This is a genomic window from Actinomadura latina NBRC 106108, from assembly GCF_001552195.1.
GTDB classification, from domain to species: Bacteria; Actinomycetota; Actinomycetes; order Streptosporangiales; family Streptosporangiaceae; genus Spirillospora; species Spirillospora latina.
Genome location: NZ_BCQS01000017.1, coordinates 56,018 through 72,184, shown reverse-complemented (window position 1 = coordinate 72,184; position 16,167 = coordinate 56,018). Strand labels below are relative to the sequence as shown.

The following is a 16,167-nucleotide window of genomic DNA, read 5'->3' as shown; positions in this document are numbered from 1 at the left end:
TCCGGCAGACGAACACCAGGAGATCACATGACCTACGCGATCCAGGCCGAGGGCCTGGAGAAGCGGTTCGGTGAGACCCGGGCGCTGGCGGGCGTCTCGCTCACCGCGGAACCCGGGACGGTCCTCGGGGTGCTGGGGCCGAACGGCGCCGGCAAGACGACCATGACCCGCATCCTCGCCACGCTGATCGAGCCGACCGCCGGGAGCGCGCAGGTCGGCGGGTTCGACGTCGTCCGGGACGCGCACAAGGTGCGGCAGCTCATCGGCCTGACCGGCCAGTACGCCGGGGTCGACGAGATGCTGACCGGCACCGAGAACCTCGTCCTGATCGGGCGGCTGCTGGGCATCCCCCGGCGGGCGTCCAAGGCGCGGGCCGCCGAACTGCTGGAGCGGTTCCAGCTCACCGAGGCCGCCGAACGCGCGGCGAAGACCTATTCGGGCGGGATGCGCCGCCGCCTCGACCTGGCGGCGAGCCTGGTCGGGCGGCCGCAGATCCTCTTCCTGGACGAGCCCACCACCGGCCTCGACCCGCGCAGCCGGAACGGCCTATGGGAGATCGTCCGCGGCCTGACCGACGACGGCGTCACCGTCCTGCTCACCACGCAGTACCTGGAGGAGGCCGACCAGCTGGCCGACGACATCATCGTGATCGACCGCGGCGAGGCCATCGCGCACGGCACGTCCGACACACTGAAATCGCAGGTCGGCGGGCAGGTGCTGGAGGTGCGCCCGGTCCACGCGGCCGACGGCGGCACCGCGGCGAGGATCGTCGGCGAGCTGGCCGGGGCCGTCCCCGAGGTGCGCGACGGCCTGATCAGCGCCCCGATCACCGATCCGCAGATCATGCCGGCGGTGGTCCGCCGCCTCGACGACGCCGGCGTCGCGGTCGGCGAGCTGTCGCTCCGCAAGTCCAGCCTGGACGAGGTGTTCTTCGCCCTCACCGGCCACCACACCGACGACATCGACGCCGAGGCCGGCGAGCTGGCCCAGTCCGTCGACAAGGAAGGGGCGTCCACGTGACCACCGCGTCGCTCGCGCCGCAGGATCTGTCCAAGCGGGTCGCCCCCGGCACGGCCCTGCTCAACACGACCACGCTGGCCTGGCGCAACCTCGTCCAGATCAAGCACAACCCGATGGAGCTGCTGGACCTGTCCATCCAGCCCATCATGTTCGTGCTGCTGTTCGCGTATGTGTTCGGTCCGCCGATGGAGGGCAGCGTCCACGCCTACCTGCCCGTCGTGATCCCCGGGATCATCGCGCAGAACGCCCTGTTCGCTGGGATGAGCACCGGTTTCGGGCTGAACACCGACATCACCAAGGGGGTGTTCGACCGGTTCCGGAGCCTGCCGATCGCGCGCAGCGCCCCGCTCGCCGGGCGGATCATCGCCGACACCGTCAAGCAGGCGTGGTCGATGGTGATCCTGCTGCTGGTCGGCTTCGCCATCGGCTTCCGCGTCGAGACGAACGTGATCGCGCTGATCACCGCGTTCCTGCTCCTGCTGACCTTCGCGATCCTGTTCTCCTGGACCTCGGTCTACATCGCGATGAAGGTCAACGAGCCGGAGAAGGTGCAGATCTTCGGATTCGTGGTGATCTTCCCGCTGAGCTTCCTCAGCACCGCGTTCATCAAGTCGACCGAGGGCATCCCCGGCCCGGTGGCGTACGTCATGGACAACAGCCCGGTGACGCACCTGGTCGAGGCCATGCGCGGTCTCCTGGTGGGCGGCCCCGTCCTCGAACACTCCATGATCGCCCTGGCCTGGGGAGTCGGCATCTCCCTGGTGTTCGCCCCGCTGTCCCTGCGCGCCTTCAAGCGGCGCGCATGATCTGTCGGGGGTAGTCCCCCGCTGACCCCGTCACGGGCAGGCGCTCGCTCCACGCGCCTGCCCGTGGGTGGACGTGCGAGGCGGGCAAGACGATCCGCACCCGCCGATTGTCCCTTGCCCGGGGACGCGGAACGCCCCGGCGGTCGCGGGAACCGCCGGGGCGTGAGGTGGCCGGCCTGAGGCCGGGGTCAGAGCGCGGTCAGGCCGCGGCCTCCTTGGCCTTGCTCTTGGCCCTGGTGTCGTCGAGGGCGGCGAGCTGGAAGTCGGCGCGCGGCTGCTCGACGGTCGCGAGCGAGACGGTCTCGCGCTTGAGGAACAGCGCGAGCGTCCAGTCGGCGACGACGCGCAGCTTGCGGTTGAAGGTCGGGACCTTCGCGCCGTGGTAGCTGCGGTGCATGAACCACGCGGGCCAGCCCTTGACCTTGAAGCCGTAGACCTGGGCGACGCCCTTGTGCAGGCCGAGCCCGGCGACGGCGCCGATGTTGGCGTGCACGTACGGCTTGAGGGTCTTGCCGCGCATGGACCGGACGACGTTGTCGGCGAGGACCTTCGCCTGCCGGGCGGCGTGCTGGGCGTTCGGCGGGCAGAACATGCCCTCCTGCGTCAGGTCCGGGATGGCGGCGTTGTCGCCGGCGGTGAACGCCCGCACCAGGCCCTCGATGGTGAGGTACTCGGTGCCCTTGACGCGGCCCCGCTCGTCCAGCGGCAGGTCGCCGTTCCGGACGACCGGCGACGGCTTGACGCCCGCGTTCCACACCAGCGTCCCGGCCTGGAAGCTGCTGCCGTCCGACAGTTCGATCCGCCCGTCGACCGCCGACTCCAGGTAGGTGTTCATCTTCACGGCGATGCCGCGCCCGCGCAGCTGCTCGGCGGTCCACTTGCCCATGTCGGGGCCGACCTCGGGCAGGATGCGGCCGGCGGCCTCGACGAGCATGAACCGCAGGTCCTGCGGGGTCACCTTGCGCATGTACTTGGTCGCGTCGCGGGTCATGTCCTCCAGCTCGGCGACGGCCTCGACGCCGGCGAAACCGCCGCCGACGAACACGAAGGTCAGCGCCTTGCGGCGCACCTCGACGTCGTCGGTCGACTCGGCGATCTCCAGCTGCTCCAGCACGTGGTTGCGCAGGTGGATGGCCTCGCCGACGGTCTTGAGGCTGATGCCGTGCTCGGCGAGCCCGGGGATCGGCAGCAGGCGCGGCACCGCCCCGGCGGCCATGACCAGGTAGTCGTAGGAGATCCGCTCCGGGGGCCCGGACAGCGGCTGGACGATCGCCCACCCCTCGTCGTGTGCCAGCTCGGTGACGCGCGCCTTGCGCACGGTGCACTTGGGCAGCACCCGGCGGAGCGGGACGACGACGTGCCGCGGGGAGATGTTCCCGGCGGCGGCCTCGGGGAGGAACGGCTGGTACGTCATGTACGAGTTGGGGTCAACGACGGTGACCTTGACCTCGCCGCGTCTGAGCTCCCGCTTCAGCTTCTTCTGCAGACGGAGCGCGGTGTACATGCCCACATAGCCGCCACCCACGATGAGGATGTGGGGAGCGCCAGAGGTCTGCTCGGCGGTCCTGGCCATTGCGGCCCTCCAATGTCACGGTCGGCTTGTGAAGACATTCACAAGCTAGCCGATGGAACCTGTCTGACACCAACGATTAACCAGCGAAGAACCCGAAAACTTCCTGTCCTGGTAAAGCAGGGGGCCGGATCGGGTGTGAAACCCGCCACTCCTTCTCAAATAACAGGGTGGAGCGGGGCAAAGCACGCATGACGCACGTCACAGGAGACTTCGCCGGACCGTCCGGCGGGCGGCCCCGCGAACCGCCCGTCGCACTCCCGGGAAAGCCCTATGGTTGGGGCGGACGAGGAAGGGGGCGCCGCCGGCGGGACGCGCGCGGCCGATGAGCGGGACCGAGATGACGGCGACCCCGCGGCACGCGGGCTACGATCTCGCCCGGGAGCGTATCGATGATGAGCAGAGACCGGCGTCCGACCCCGCCCGCGGCGGGCGTCCTCGCCCTCGCCCTCGCCGGGGCACTCAGCGGCTGCGGGCTGATCGGGCCGCCGCAGAACAAGAGCGCCGAACTGTCGGAGTGGTTCACGGTGACCAGCCCGGTCTTCCGCGATGGCGGCGACTTGCCCCCGCGGTACGGCTGCACGACGTACCCTGGCGGGCAGGGAAGGACCCCGCCCCTTCGATGGTCGGCGCCGGCCGGCGCCAAGTCGTTCGCGATCGTCATGGACGACCCGGACGCCTCCGGCGGCGCCTACGTCCACTGGGTGATCGCGGGCATCGACGGAACGGTGAACGAGATCGTCGAGGACGCCCGGCTGGACAGGGCCGTCGAAGGGTTGACCACAGGCAAGAAGGCGGGCTACTCGGCACCGTGCCCGCCCAAGGGACAAGAGCATCGGTACCGGTTCACCATCTACGCACTGGACGATCCGGCACCGTTCCAGAACGGCGCCGAGCTGAAGGACTCGCTTCCGGCCATCGCCCAGCACACCATCGGGCGCGGGCGGATCATCGGGAACTTCGGCGGCGAGCAGGCGCGTTGACCATGGGGCCTGAGAGCACCGGGTCAAGGCGGACCCCTCGGGGGGCCGGAGCCGACAGGGGTGTGCGGATCGGCGAGGTTGGCCGATCGGTACGCGCCGTGTGAGGGTGAATATGCGCGAAGGGTGTGACAACGGTCATAGCGGTCGGACAGAATCGGGTTAGGCCCGTGAATATCCGGACGCTTGCGACAATCGGGACGGACCCGCGGTCCGCGCCGGCGACTCTCGCTGGGCCAAGGCATTGGGTGGTGGCATGACTTCTTACATCGTGGTCTTCGGCCTCATTGTGGTCGTGGTCCTGGTGGTCGTCCTCGTGGCCCTGGGCCTGCGGGCCAGCAGGGCGGGACGCGACGACGACGACTGGATGGACGACGAACCGCAGCAGCCGCGGGGCCGCCGGGGAGTCCCGCCGCAGGAACAGCCGGGCGTTCACGACGACTACGGCCCCGGTTACAACGACGGGTACGACGAGGGCTACGACGGCGGCTACGACCGCGCGCCCGAGCCCGTGGCCGCGCCCGACCGCCGCGTCGCCGGCGGCGGCGGCGGGCCGCTCGCCGCGCCCACCGCCGTCCCGTCCCCGCCGCCCCCCGCGCCGAGCGGCCAGGCGTCCGACGAGATGGAGGACGACGACTACTGGGCGACGATCACCTTCGACAAGCCCAAGTTCCCCTGGCAGCACGACCGCGACCACGAGGGCGAGCGGCCCGAGCCCGACTTCGCCGCCGACCCGCTGAACGCGCAGGGTCCGCCACCCGAGCAGCCGCCGGCCGAGCAGCCCCAGCTGACCCAGCCGGTCTCGCTGAGCGCCGACGGCACCGTGCTCAACGGCCTGGGCGGCCACCCCGGCGGGCAGGGCGGCGGCACCGGCCCGCAGCAGATGCCGGCCCCGGGCGGGTTCCCGGGCGGCGCGCCGTTCGGCAACGACCCCGGCGCGACGTCCCTCGACCCGGTCCCCGCCGACCTCGGCGGCCCGTCCTACGGCGGTCCGGGCATGCCCGACCAGCCGGTGTACGGCGGGCATGAGCCGCAGCCCGCGTACGGCGCCGCCGGCGACCCGTCCTACGGCGGCCAGGACCAGTACGGCGTTCCCGAGCAGCCCCAGTACGGCTCACGCGAACCGTCCTACGGCGACTACGGCGCCGACCCGCTGGGCGGGCGCCCGGCCGCCGGGCCGCCTCCCGGCGGACGCCAGGACTACGACATGCCGCTCGGCCCCGGCGGCGGGCGCGGCGGCGACCCGCGGGCGTCCGACCCGCTCGGGCTGCCGCTCGGCCGTCCCGACGAGCCGGCCGGACCGCCCCCCTCCCCCGCGGCTCCGGTGCCCGCGGCCGCGCACGGCGGCGGGACCGACACCGACGGCCACAAGCTCCCGACGGTGGACGAGCTGCTCCAGCGCATCCAGTCCGACCGGCAGCGGACGGTGGGCTCGGCGCCCTCGTCCGACCCGGGCGGCTCCTACGGCGGCGGCTCCCTGAACGACCCGCTCGGCGACCCGCTGAGCACCGGCTCCTACGGGACGAGCTCGCCCTCGGGCAGCACGGGCGGCACGGGGAACACCGGCCCGTGGTCGTCCGGCGGGCAGGGCGGCGGGCAGGGCGGCGGGTACGACCCGGGCATGGGCTCCGGCTACGACTCCGGCCTCGGCGCACCGTCCGGCTACGGGCAGGGCCAGCCGCAGAACGACGGCTACCCCACCGCCCCGGCCTACGGCGAGTCCACGCGCTACGACGACCCGCTCGGCGGTGGCGGCCACGAACCGTACGGCGGCTCCGGCAGCGGCTCCGGCGGCGTCTACGGCGACTTCAGCGGCAGCAGCTACAACGGCGGCGGCGACCCGCTGGCCGCGCCGCACGACCCGGGTGCGCAGGGCGGCTACGCCGACCCGAACTCCACGCAGGCGTACAACCCCGGCTACTACAGCGGCGGCTCGCAGCAGCAGGGCGGCTACCAGGGCGGCCAGCAGGACGACAACCCTCCGTACGGGAACCGCCAGTCCCAGGACGACTGGGAGAACTACCGCCGCTGACGCGCACGCGCACGACCGAGGGCCGCCGGATCCGTCCGGCGGCCCTCGCCGTGTTCCGGGCGCGTGCGTGCGTGAAGCCGCGCTTAGTCATGCTTATATACGGTGTGTGACTTCAAAGACACGCAACGTGTCCATTCTGCGACGGGATCTGCTCGCGTCGTTCGTCGTCTTCCTCGTCGCGGTCCCGCTGTCGCTCGCCATCGCGGTCGCGTCCGGCGCCCCGGTCGCCGCCGGGCTGATCGCGGCCGTCACCGGCGGGATCGTCGCGGGCCTGCTGGGCGGCTCCCCGCTGCAGGTCAGCGGGCCGGCCGCCGGGCTCACCGTCCTCGTGGCGGAACTCGTCCAGACCTACGGCTGGCGCGCCACGTGCACGATCACCATGCTCGGCGGGCTGGTGCAGCTCCTCCTCGGCGCCGGGCGGGTGGCGCGGGCCGCGCTCGCCGTGTCCCCCGCCGTCGTGCACGGGATGCTCGCCGGGATCGGCGTCGTGATCGTCCTCGCGCAGGCGCATGTCGTGCTCGGCGGCAGCCCGCAGCAGTCCGCCGTCGCCGACCTGCGGGAACTGCCCGGACAGCTCCTGCACCCGGCGCCGGGGCCGGCGCTCATCGGCGCGCTGACCGTCCTCGTCCTGGCCGGCTGGTCGCGGCTGCCGCGCGGCGGGCGGCTGCGCCTCGTCCCGGGTCCGCTGCCCGCCGTCGCCCTCGCGACCGCCGCCGCCTGGGGCCTCGGCCTGCCGGTGCCGCGCGTCCACCTGCCGGACTCGCCGCTGGACGGCTGGACCGCCCCCGTCCTCCCGGACGGCTCGCCGATCGGGATCGCGGGGGCCGTCGTCTCCGTCGCGCTGGTCGCCGCCGTCGCGTCGCTGCTGTGCAGCGTGGCGGTCGACCGCATCAGGCCGGACGGGATCCCGCCCGCCGACCTCGACCGGGAGCTGCGCGCGCAAGGTGCCGCCAACGCCGTGTCCGGGCTGCTCGGCGGGCTGCCGGTCGCGGGCGTGATCGTCCGCAGCACCGCCAACGTGGACGCCGGCGGACGCACCCGGCTGTCACCCGTCCTGCACGGCGTCTGGGTGCTCGTCCTCGCGCTGGCGTGCGCACCGCTCATCGGGCGGGTCCCGCTGTCCGCGCTCGCCGCGCTGCTGGTCGTGCTCGGGCTGCGGCTGACCGACCTCGCCCGCGTCCGCGACCTGCGCCACCACCGGGAGGCGCCCGCCTACTACGGCACCCTCGCCGGCGTCGTCCTGCTGGGGCTGGGCGAAGGCGTCCTGGTGGGCGTCGCGATCATGGCGGTGATGGCGCTGCGCCGACTGACGCGGCTGTCGGTCCGGACCGAGGAACTCGTGCCCGTGCCGGGCGACGGGCCCGTCCCGCCCCGCCGGCACGTGGTCGTCGAGGGGACGTTCACCTTCCTCGGCGTCCCCCGGGTGACCCGCGCGCTGCAGGAGATCCCGGCCGGCTACGGCGTCGACCTGGACCTCAATGTCGACTTCATGGACCATGCCGCGTTCGACGCGATCCACCAGTGGCGGCTCGCGCACGAACGCCAAGGGGGGAGGGTCGACATCGACGAGGTTCACGAGGCTTGGTATGAAAGAGCCGTGACAGGCGATATGACTCAGCCACGTAAAGCAGCCCCGCCGTCCCGCTGGTGGGCCCCCTGGGCGAATCGGCGGCGCCGCACGGAGGCCGAGCTCGACGCGCCGGAGACGTCCCCGGCGGCGGTCCTGCTGGACGGCGTCCGCGAGTACCACGGCAGCACGGCCCGCCTCGTCCGGCCGATCATGGCCGAACTGGCGATGGAGCAGAAGCCGCAGCACCTGTTCATCACCTGCGTGGACTCGCGCGTCGTGCCCAACATCATCACCGCCAGCGGCCCCGGCGACCTGTTCATCAACCGCAACGTCGGCGCCCTCGTCCCCCGGCACGGGTCCCGGACGCCCGACGACTCCGTCTCCGCCACCGTCGAGTACGCCACCAACGTCCTCGACATCCGGACGATCACGATCTGCGGCCACTCCAACTGCGGCGCGATGGCCGCGCTGCTCGCCGGCGGCACCGAGGTCGAGCACCTGACCGGGCTGTCGCGGTGGCTGCGGCACGGCAACCACAGCCTCGCCCGCTTCCTCGCCACCGACCCGGACGGCTGGGACGAGCCGCCCCTCACCCGGCTCTGCAAGATCAACGTGATGCAGCAGCTCGACAACCTGCTGACCTACCCGTGGCTGCGGGACCGGGTCGAGTCCGGCGAGATCGAGCTGGTCGGCCTCTACCTGGACCTCTCGTCCGCGACGGTCGAGATCCTCGACCGCGCCACCGGCACGTTCGCCCGCGTCCCGGACGAGGCCCCGGACACCCACACCGTCGGCTGAACGAGGTGCGGGCCGTCCCCCCGTCAGGACGGCCCGCACGCCTCCCGCCGGCCCCGGCTTCCCGGCGGGCTCGTCCCGCGGGCGGAGACCCCGGCCCCGCGCCCGGCGGGCCGGCGCCCGGTCCGCACACCCCGGTGCGTGCGGTCCGGCGCCGCGCCCCCGTGCCCCGGCGGATCGGCGACCCCCGATCCGCCGGCGTCCGGTCAGCCGACCAGCTGCCCGTCGCGTTCGTCGTCGTCCCGGTAGTCGCGCACGTACATCCCCGTCACCCGGCGCGCGCGGCGGGCGCGGCCGTCCTGCGCCGGAAGGAACAGCGCGTCACGCCGGCTGGCGCGCGAGAAGTCCCACAGGTACGCGAGGCCACCCAGCAGCCCGGCGAGCACGAGGGCCATGAACACGATGATGATCATCAGCGCTCCTCTCCACGGGGCCCAGAACCCCGGCCCCGCCGCTGTCACCGATCAAGGCGATCAGCTCTTACCAGGACAGTAAGCGCCGTGTTTCATCCCTTCTGTGTCCGGTGACCCGATTCGCCAGAGTCGCCTGGCGCAACGCGACTCCCCACGCCCCGGCTCATCCGGGCGAGCTTGAACCCGAAGGCCGTCCAGCCGCGTCTAGGGCACGCCACGATGGCCGAGAACAATGAGGGCTGCGGCGCAGGCGAGAGGGACAGGGCGGACGAGTCGGCCTGTAAGCCGGGTTCTGTGGTCCGCCGTCCCTTGCGGGGCGGCGGGTGACGGCCATCCATCTCGGGCCGCCGTTGCCGGCGGCCTCCAGCGGTCTACCCGCAGGCTCGGGCGGGCCGCCCTCAAGCGCCTGCGCGGGGCCTCTTGCGGGGCCCCTTCTTGACCTTGCTCCGGGTGGGGTTTACCGAGCCGCCCACGTCACCGTGGGCGCTGGTGAGCTCTTACCTCACCGTTTCACCCTTACCACCGCGCGAGGCGGTGGCGGTCTGCTTTCTGTGGCACTGTCCCGCGGGTCACCCCGGGTCGGTGTTACCGACCACCCTGCCCTGTGGAGCCCGGACTTTCCTCGACGGGGATCGCTCCCCGACGCGGCCGCCCGGCCGGCTCGTCCGCCGTACGTAGAAGGTTAGCGGGTCGAGCGAGGCGCTCGCCCCGCGGTCACGGAAGGGTGGACATGGCCTCGTCCAGGCGGGACTGGGGGAGGGCGTGGTCTTCCATGGTGCCGGAAAGGTAGCGGTCGTAGGCCGCCATGTCGAGGTGGCCGTGGCCGCAGAGGGCGGTGAGGATGACCTTGGGTTCGCCCGTCTCGGCGCAGTGGCGGGCCTCGGCGATGGCGGCGGCCAGGGCGTGGGTGGGTTCGGGGGCCGGGACGATGCCCTCCGTGCGGGCGAACAGGACGCCCGCCTCGAAGCACTCGCGCTGGTGCTTCGCTTCGGCCTCGAAGAGGTTCAGCTCGTACATGTGGGAGAGCAGCGGGGCCATGCCGTGGTAGCGGAGGCCGCCCGCGTGGATGGGGTCGGGGATGAAGTCGTGCCCGAGGGTGTGCATCTTGAGGAGGGGTGTGAAGCCGGCGGTGTCGCCGAAGTCGTAGGCGTAGTGGCCGCGGGTGAAGGACGGGCAGGCGGCGGGTTCCACGGCGCGGATGTCCGGGTTCATGCGGCCTTGCAGTTTCTCGCGGAGGAACGGGAAGAACAGGCCGGCGAAGTTCGAGCCGCCGCCGGTGCAGCCCACGATCAGGTCCGGGGTGTCGCCGACCATGGCCAGTTGCTCCAGGGCCTCCTCGCCTATGACCGTCTGGTGCAGGAGGACGTGGTTCAGGACGCTGCCGAGGGCGTAACGGGTGTCGTCGGGGGAGGCGGATTCGACCGCTTCGGAGATCGCTATGCCCAGGGAGCCGGGCGAGTCCGGGGCGTCCGCGAGGATCTTGGCGCCGGAGGATGTCAGGGGTGAGGGGCTCGCGTGCACCTGGGCGCCGTACAGCTCCATCATCGAGCGGCGGTACGGCTTCTGGTCGTAGGAGGCCCGCACCATCCAGATCTCGCAGTCGAGGGAGAACTGGGCGCATGCGAAGGCCAGGGCGCTCCCCCACTGGCCTGCGCCGGTTTCGGTGGTCAGCCGGCGGACGCCTTGGCGCGCGTTGTAGTACGCCTGCGGGACGGCCGTGTTCGGCTTGTGCGAGCCGACCGGTGAGACGCCCTCGTACTTGACGTAGATGCGGGCGGGCGTGCCGAGGGCGCGTTCCAGGCGGTGCGCCCGGATCAGCGGCGTCGGGCGCCAGAGGCGGTAGACCTCGCGTACCTCTTCGGGGATGTCGATGTAGCGGTCACCGCTGACCTCCTGGGCGATGAGGTCCATGGGGAACAGCGGGGCCAGGTCGTCCGGCCCGACCGGCTCGCGCGTCCCCGGGTGCAGCGGCGGGGGCGGCGGCGCGGGCAGGTCGGGGACGACGTTGTACCAGCGGCTCGGGAGCTTCGATTCGTCCAGCAGGATCTTGGTGTTCACGGTCCCTCCCCAGGTCACCTATGGGGAGGGTAGGCGTCCGTGGGTCAAGAGGGAAGGTGGTGGACGTCGTTGAAGCCGCGCAGGGTCGCGGGACCGTCGGCGTACCAGTCGATGGACGAGAGTGCCGCCACGTCCAGGTGCATCCGGTAGAGGGACGGCATGGGCGCGCCCAGGGCGTCCTTGACCAGGAGCTTGATGGGCGTGACGTGCGAGACCACCAGGACCGTCTGCTCGCGGTAGCGGACCTTGAGCTTGTCCAGGGCCGTGCGGACGCGGCGGGACACCTGGGCGAAGCTCTCCCCGCCGGGCGGCGAGGCGTCGGGGTCGGCGAGCCAGGCCTTCATCTCGGCGGGCCACCCCTTGCCCGCCTCGGCGAACGTGAGGCCCTCCCACTCGCCGAAGTCGGTCTCGCGGAATCCGTCCTCGACGCGGACGTCCAGGCCGGTGACGGCGGCGACCTCGGCGGCCGTGTCGCGGCAGCGGGCGAGCGGCGAGGTGACGATCGCGTCGAGCCCGCGGTCTTTGAGGGAGAGGGCGGCGGCGCGGGCCTGGGCGACGCCGTTCGCCGTCAGCGGAACGTCGCCGATTCCGGCGAAGCGCTTCTCGACCGAGAGGGGCGTCTCGCCGTGCCGCAGCAGGACCGTGGTCGTCGGAGTGGAGGAAGCCCGGCGCGGCGGCGGCTCCGGCTCCCCCGGCGCCTCCTCGACCTTGCGGGTCCAGTGCTCGCCGCGCGCGGCGGCGTCCATGGCCTCGTTCGCGAGCCGGTCGGCGTGCGCGTTCCGGTTGCGCGGGATCCAGCCGTAGGACACCGAGCCCAGCCCGGCCGCGGCCTCCCGTGCCTCCAGCGCCAGCGGGATCATGTCCGGGTGCTTGATCTTCCAGCGGCCGGACATCTGCTCCACGACGAGCTTGGAGTCCATCCGGACCTCGACGCGGGCGGACGGGTCGATCCCGGCGGCGGCCGTCAGCCCGGCGATCAGCCCGCGGTACTCGGCCACATTGTTGGTGGCGTGCCCGATCGACTCGGCGACCTCGGCGAGGACCTCACCGGTCAGCGCGTCCCGGACGAGGGCCCCGTACCCGGCCGGGCCCGGGTTGCCGCGCGAACCCCCGTCCGCCTCGACGACCAGCTTGCGGGTCGTGCCTTTGTGGGGGGACGACCCCCCACGCCCCCCGGCAACCACACTCACAGGCCCGACTCGGGGGTGCGGACGAGGATCCGGCGGCATTCCTCGCAGCGGATGACCTCGTCCTCGGCCGCGGCGCGCATGGTGTTCAGGTCGACGGTGTTGAGGGCCAGGTGGCAGCCCTGGCACGCGCCGCGGAACAGCTTGGCCGCGCCCACGCCGCCGAACTGGCCGCGCAGCTTCTCGTAGAGGGCGAGCAAATCGTCCGGGACGTCCTTGGCGACGGCGGTGCGCGCGGTGCTGGTCGTCCCGGCCGCCTCGTCGATCTCCCGCTGGGCGGTGTCACGACGCTCGGCGAGCCCGGCCAGCTCCTCTTGCGCGGCGGACTGGTCGGCGCGTATCGCGGCGACCTTGCCCTCGGCCTCCTCCGTCCGCTCCATGATCTCCAGCACCACCTCCTCCAGGTCGGACTGGCGGCGCTGCAGCGACTCGATCTCCGCCTGCAGGCTGCTCAGGTCCTTCGCGGAGGTCACCTGGCCGGAGTCGAGCCGCTTCTGGTCGCGGTCGGCGCGGGTGCGGACCTGTTCGACGTCCTGCTCGGCCTTCCGCTGCTCCCGCTGCAGGTCGCCGACCTCGGTCTCGGCCGCGACGAGCGCGTCGCGCAGTTCGGTGAGACGTCCCTCCAGCCGCTCGATCTCCGCCAGTTCGGGCAGCGTGCGGCGGCGGTGCGCCAGCCGGTCCAGCGAGCTGTCGAGATCCTGCAGGTCGATCAGGCGAAGCTGGGCTTGCGGTGCGGCTTTCACTGTGCTCCTTCTGCGTGGAGGCGCCACGCGTCGGTGACGAGCGTGGACACCCGTGTCTCCAACTTGCCCGCTTCTGGGGAGGACGCGGCGAGCCGGCGTCCGGCGTCGGCCAGCCACGGCCATTCGGTCGCCCAGTGCGCGGCGTCCACCAGGGCGGGGCCGCCGTGCTCGGCGAACTCCGACGTGGGGTGGTGCCGCAGGTCGGCGGTGAGGTAGGCGTCGACACCGGCGGACCGCGCGGTGTCGAGGAGGGAGTCGCCGGCGCCGCCGCAGACGGCGACGGTGCGGACGACGGCGTCCGGGTCCCCCGCGGCGCGGACGCCCCAGGCGGTGGACGGCAGCCCGGCGGCGGCCCGCCCGGTGAACTCCCGCAGCGTGACGGGCTCGTCCAGCTCCCCGATGCGGCCGAGTCCGCGGCGCGGATCGTCGCCGTCGGGGACCATCGGACGCAGGTCGCCGGTGAGGCCGACGGCCCGCGCCAGCGCGTCCGAGACGCCGGGGTCGGCCCGGTCGGCGTTGGTGTGCGCGGTGTGCAGCGCGATGCCGTTCGCGATCATCCGGTGGACGAGCCGGCCCTTCGGGGTGGTGGCGGCGACCGAGTGCACCCCGCGCAGCAGCAGCGGATGGTGCGTGACGACCAGGTCGGCTCCCCACTCCAGCGCCTCGTCGATCACGGCCGCGACGGGGTCGACGGCGAACAGGACCCGTCCGACCTCCTGGTCGGGGTCGCCGCAGACCAGGCCGACCGCGTCCCAGGACTCCGCCCACGCGGGTGGGTAAAGCTCCTCCAGAACCGTGATGACATGGGATAGGCGCACGTCCCGCAGGCTACCGCGCCGAGCCGCCGCAACCGAGCCGCCGAGCGTCGCCACAGGAGGCCGGGGTCTGTAACGATATGGGACGGGACAGTGCACGATCGAGAAGGGAACGCCATGCCGGCTGCCGCCGCCGCGGAACCTGAGCCCATCGAGCCCATCGACCCGGCCGGGCCCAAGGCCGAACGCCCGTACATGCCCGGTTACGGCATCGTCGGGCCGGACGAGGGGAGCGGACTGCTGCCCTGGTCGTGGGCCGTCGAACAGCTGCGCGCGGCACGCAACTTCTGGGTGTGCACGGTGCGGCCGGACGGGCGCCCGCACGCCATGCCCGTGTGGGGGGCCTGGTCGGGCGAGGCACTGCTGTTCAGCAGCGCCGTCCCGTCCCGGAAGATGGTGAACCTGCGGGCGAACCCGCAGGTCGTGGTGACGACGGAGGAGGCGGAGAACCCCGTCGTCATCGAGGGGCGGGCCGAGATCCTCACCGAGACCAAGGATCTCCAGCGGTTCATCGACCTGGTCAACTCCAAGTACGCCACCCGCTATCGTGTCGACTTCCTGGACCCGGAGGTGAACGCCACCGTAGCGGTGCGCCCACAGTCGGTGTTCGGGCTCCGCCAGGGAGATTTCACCGGTTCTCCCACCCGGTGGTCGTTTGTAACCTGAATGTCCGCTGGGATCAATCTGGAGACTCATCGCGTTGGAGTCTGTGTGAAGTCACCCTTTCGGCGCCGCAAGCGCGTCAAGGGCCGTCCGATGGGCAACCGCCCGGAGGCGGCCGAGCCGGAGATCGTCGAATGGCCCCGCGAGGGGACGGGCAAGTCGTCCCTGATGGCAGCCATCCGCGGCGACGGCGAGACCGGCGCCAGTTCCGGCGGCGGCCTGTTCGAGGACCTCGCGTCGGCGTTCGAGGGCTCGAAGAAGGTCAAGGTCGAGGAGCAGGAGCGGCAGAAGGTGCTGCGCCAGGACGACCACGAGCAGGCCGGCGACGGCAGCACGCGGGACGACCTGAACTCCGGCAAGATCCGGATCCGGCGCACCCCGCGCCTCGAATAGTGTCCGTTTTGTATCGAACATAGATTCGAATTCGCGTTATCCTGCCTTCGTGAGCACCTACGTTCCGCCCGGCTGGCCCGCGCAGGTGCACCCACCGGGCACCGACCGTTTCGAGGACACCGCCCTCGGCTGGCTGCTCGAGCTCGTCCCGCCCGAGTACCGGCGCTACGGCGTCCTGCGCCGCTACCCCATCGCCCTCGCCCGGATGGCCCGCCAGCACGTCGGCGCGTCCGTCGAGGCTGCCCGCGAGGGCTTCCGCACCGCCCGCGTCGACCTCGGCGACGTCGTCCCGCCGCACGGCGTCGACTCCGTCCTGGACGCCTACCGCCGCGAGGGCGCCCGCCTCGTCGCCGTCCTGCGCGCCATCGAGCTCGTCGAGACGGCCCTGCGCGGCCTCGCCGAGCCCGACGACCCCGCTCACCGCCGCCCCTTCACCCCCAAGCTTTAACGATTCCGTTGACTGGCTGTCGTGACGTGCGCAAGCCTTTGATCTGATCCTGACGGGAGGCGGGTTTCCGGTGAGCGCACCACCTGGGTGGTACCCAGATCCAGAGTGGATGGGCCGCGAACGCTACTGGGACGGACGAACCTGGACCAGCCAGTCACGCCGCTACGAACCCCGCACCCGCCGCCGCACCTCCCTCCCCATCACTCCACCCGCAGACCCCCCGGCGTCCGCCGAGATCGCTCCAGCGCCACCTGAATCCGGAGCGTCGCAGCGGCCCGCGCCGGCTTCTGCGGCCGCCTCGGGGGCACCCGCTCCGCCGGGCCCGCCACCCGCGTTCCGGCCGCCGGCCGCCCTCCCGGACACGGCCTCGCCCGCGCCACCGCCGCGAGCCGCATCGCCCGCCGCGCCCGCGCCGCCGCCGCGGATCCCGCCGCCGATCCCGCCGCCGACGGCCGCTGCCGCACCGGTTCAGGCGCCACCACCCTGGGCACCACCCGAGGCGCACTTGCCGCCGTCCGCTCCCGTGACGCCACCGCCCTCCTCCCCGCGAGCCGCGCCGCCTTCGCCCGCACCGCCGCCGGGCACCGGCGCGTCGACGTTCCTGGCGAAGCACGGTGGAACGCCGCCGGCATCGCCCGCCGCACCGGCGCGGCCGCCGGTCGGCACGGTCGCTC

14 protein-coding genes, 1 other RNA gene and 1 pseudogene are annotated in these 16,167 nt (G+C 72.5%); 9 read left to right on the top strand and 7 right to left on the bottom strand.

Going from position 1 to position 16,167, the window contains the following annotated elements; genetic code table 11:
- Positions 1 to 27: 27 nt before the first annotated feature.
- Positions 28 to 1,020: an ATP-binding cassette domain-containing protein gene (locus AL2_RS21985; protein WP_067636398.1), complete on the top strand. Its 993-nt coding sequence runs from the start codon at positions 28 to 30 to the stop codon at positions 1,018 to 1,020.
- Positions 1,017 to 1,826: an ABC transporter permease gene (locus AL2_RS21980; RefSeq protein ID WP_067636396.1), complete on the top strand. Its 810-nt coding sequence runs from the start codon at positions 1,017 to 1,019 to the stop codon at positions 1,824 to 1,826. The genes AL2_RS21985 and AL2_RS21980 overlap by 4 nt, the downstream gene beginning before the upstream one ends.
- Positions 1,827 to 2,025: 199 nt before the next feature.
- Here AL2_RS21980 and AL2_RS21975 read toward each other — a convergent pair whose 3' ends face one another.
- Positions 2,026 to 3,399 carry an NAD(P)/FAD-dependent oxidoreductase gene (locus AL2_RS21975; RefSeq protein WP_067636394.1) on the bottom strand — a complete coding sequence of 458 codons (1,374 nt, stop codon included), beginning with the start codon at positions 3,397 to 3,399 and terminating at the stop codon, positions 2,026 to 2,028.
- Positions 3,400 to 3,788: 389 nt separating this feature from the next.
- On the opposite strand from AL2_RS21975, the gene AL2_RS21970 reads away from it, so the two are divergent.
- The 3 genes from AL2_RS21970 (at position 3,789) to AL2_RS21960 (ending at position 8,776) form a co-directional block, all read left to right on the top strand.
- Positions 3,789 to 4,379, top strand: a complete 591-nt coding sequence (locus AL2_RS21970; protein ID WP_245666816.1) for a YbhB/YbcL family Raf kinase inhibitor-like protein — start codon at positions 3,789 to 3,791, stop codon at positions 4,377 to 4,379.
- Positions 4,380 to 4,632: 253 nt separating this feature from the next.
- The gene (locus tag AL2_RS21965) at positions 4,633 to 6,408 is read left to right on the top strand and encodes a hypothetical protein (protein WP_157438293.1); all 1,776 of its coding nucleotides are present in this window, start codon (positions 4,633 to 4,635) and stop codon (positions 6,406 to 6,408) included.
- A gap of 127 nt (positions 6,409 to 6,535) precedes the next feature.
- Positions 6,536 to 8,776: a SulP family inorganic anion transporter gene (locus AL2_RS21960; protein ID WP_083946770.1), complete on the top strand. Its 2,241-nt coding sequence runs from the start codon at positions 6,536 to 6,538 to the stop codon at positions 8,774 to 8,776.
- 203 nt (positions 8,777 to 8,979) lie between these two features.
- Here AL2_RS21960 and AL2_RS21955 read toward each other — a convergent pair whose 3' ends face one another.
- The 6 genes from AL2_RS21955 to AL2_RS21930 all read right to left on the bottom strand — a co-directional run bounded on the left by AL2_RS21955 (position 8,980) and on the right by AL2_RS21930 (position 13,992).
- Positions 8,980 to 9,186: a hypothetical protein gene (locus tag AL2_RS21955; protein ID WP_067636386.1), complete on the bottom strand. Its 207-nt coding sequence runs from the start codon at positions 9,184 to 9,186 to the stop codon at positions 8,980 to 8,982.
- Positions 9,187 to 9,451: 265 nt separating this feature from the next.
- Positions 9,452 to 9,850: RNase P RNA component class A (gene rnpB / locus AL2_RS21950), an RNA gene on the bottom strand.
- 50 nt (positions 9,851 to 9,900) lie between these two features.
- Positions 9,901 to 11,244 carry a TrpB-like pyridoxal phosphate-dependent enzyme gene (locus AL2_RS21945; protein WP_067636384.1) on the bottom strand — a complete coding sequence of 448 codons (1,344 nt, stop codon included), beginning with the start codon at positions 11,242 to 11,244 and terminating at the stop codon, positions 9,901 to 9,903.
- Between the two features lie 44 nt (positions 11,245 to 11,288).
- Positions 11,289 to 12,428, bottom strand: a complete 1,140-nt coding sequence (locus tag AL2_RS21940) for a bifunctional RNase H/acid phosphatase (RefSeq protein ID WP_067636382.1) — start codon at positions 12,426 to 12,428, stop codon at positions 11,289 to 11,291.
- Between the two features lie 2 nt (positions 12,429 to 12,430).
- Positions 12,431 to 13,174: a zinc ribbon domain-containing protein gene (locus AL2_RS21935; RefSeq protein WP_067636380.1), complete on the bottom strand. Its 744-nt coding sequence runs from the start codon at positions 13,172 to 13,174 to the stop codon at positions 12,431 to 12,433.
- Positions 13,171 to 13,992, bottom strand: a complete 822-nt coding sequence (locus tag AL2_RS21930; RefSeq protein WP_067636378.1) for a Nif3-like dinuclear metal center hexameric protein — start codon at positions 13,990 to 13,992, stop codon at positions 13,171 to 13,173. The genes AL2_RS21935 and AL2_RS21930 overlap by 4 nt, the downstream gene beginning before the upstream one ends.
- A gap of 114 nt (positions 13,993 to 14,106) precedes the next feature.
- Here AL2_RS21930 and AL2_RS21925 point away from each other — a divergent pair, with 114 nt between their 5' ends.
- The 4 genes and pseudogenes from AL2_RS21925 to AL2_RS40155 all read left to right on the top strand — a co-directional run.
- Positions 14,107 to 14,655 (top strand): pyridoxamine 5'-phosphate oxidase family protein, encoded by a 549-nt coding sequence (locus AL2_RS21925; protein ID WP_067636376.1) that lies wholly within the window; start codon positions 14,107 to 14,109, stop codon positions 14,653 to 14,655.
- Between the two features lie 45 nt (positions 14,656 to 14,700).
- Positions 14,701 to 15,045 carry a DUF6191 domain-containing protein gene (locus tag AL2_RS21920; RefSeq protein ID WP_067636374.1) on the top strand — a complete coding sequence of 115 codons (345 nt, stop codon included), beginning with the start codon at positions 14,701 to 14,703 and terminating at the stop codon, positions 15,043 to 15,045.
- 49 nt (positions 15,046 to 15,094) lie between these two features.
- Positions 15,095 to 15,493, top strand: coding sequence for a hypothetical protein (locus AL2_RS21915; RefSeq protein ID WP_067636372.1), 399 nt, complete (start codon positions 15,095 to 15,097; stop codon positions 15,491 to 15,493).
- Between the two features lie 70 nt (positions 15,494 to 15,563).
- A pseudogene (locus AL2_RS40155) lies at positions 15,564 to 15,656 on the top strand (DUF2510 domain-containing protein); the annotation flags it as partial.
- Positions 15,657 to 16,167 lie beyond the last annotated feature (511 nt).

Bases quoted from the DNA above. Each gene is read 5' to 3' on its own strand.
- AL2_RS21985 (WP_067636398.1), top strand. From the start codon at position 28: ATGACCTACGCGATCCAGGCCGAGGGCCTGGAGAAGCGGTTCGGTGAG.
- AL2_RS21975 (WP_067636394.1), bottom strand. From the start codon at position 3,399: ATGGCCAGGACCGCCGAGCAGACCTCTGGCGCTCCCCACATCCTCATC.
- AL2_RS21970 (WP_245666816.1), top strand. From the start codon at position 3,789: ATGATGAGCAGAGACCGGCGTCCGACCCCGCCCGCGGCGGGCGTCCTC.
- AL2_RS21965 (WP_157438293.1), top strand. From the start codon at position 4,633: ATGACTTCTTACATCGTGGTCTTCGGCCTCATTGTGGTCGTGGTCCTG.
- AL2_RS21955 (WP_067636386.1), bottom strand. From the start codon at position 9,186: ATGATCATCATCGTGTTCATGGCCCTCGTGCTCGCCGGGCTGCTGGGT.
- AL2_RS21925 (WP_067636376.1), top strand. From the start codon at position 14,107: ATGCCGGCTGCCGCCGCCGCGGAACCTGAGCCCATCGAGCCCATCGAC.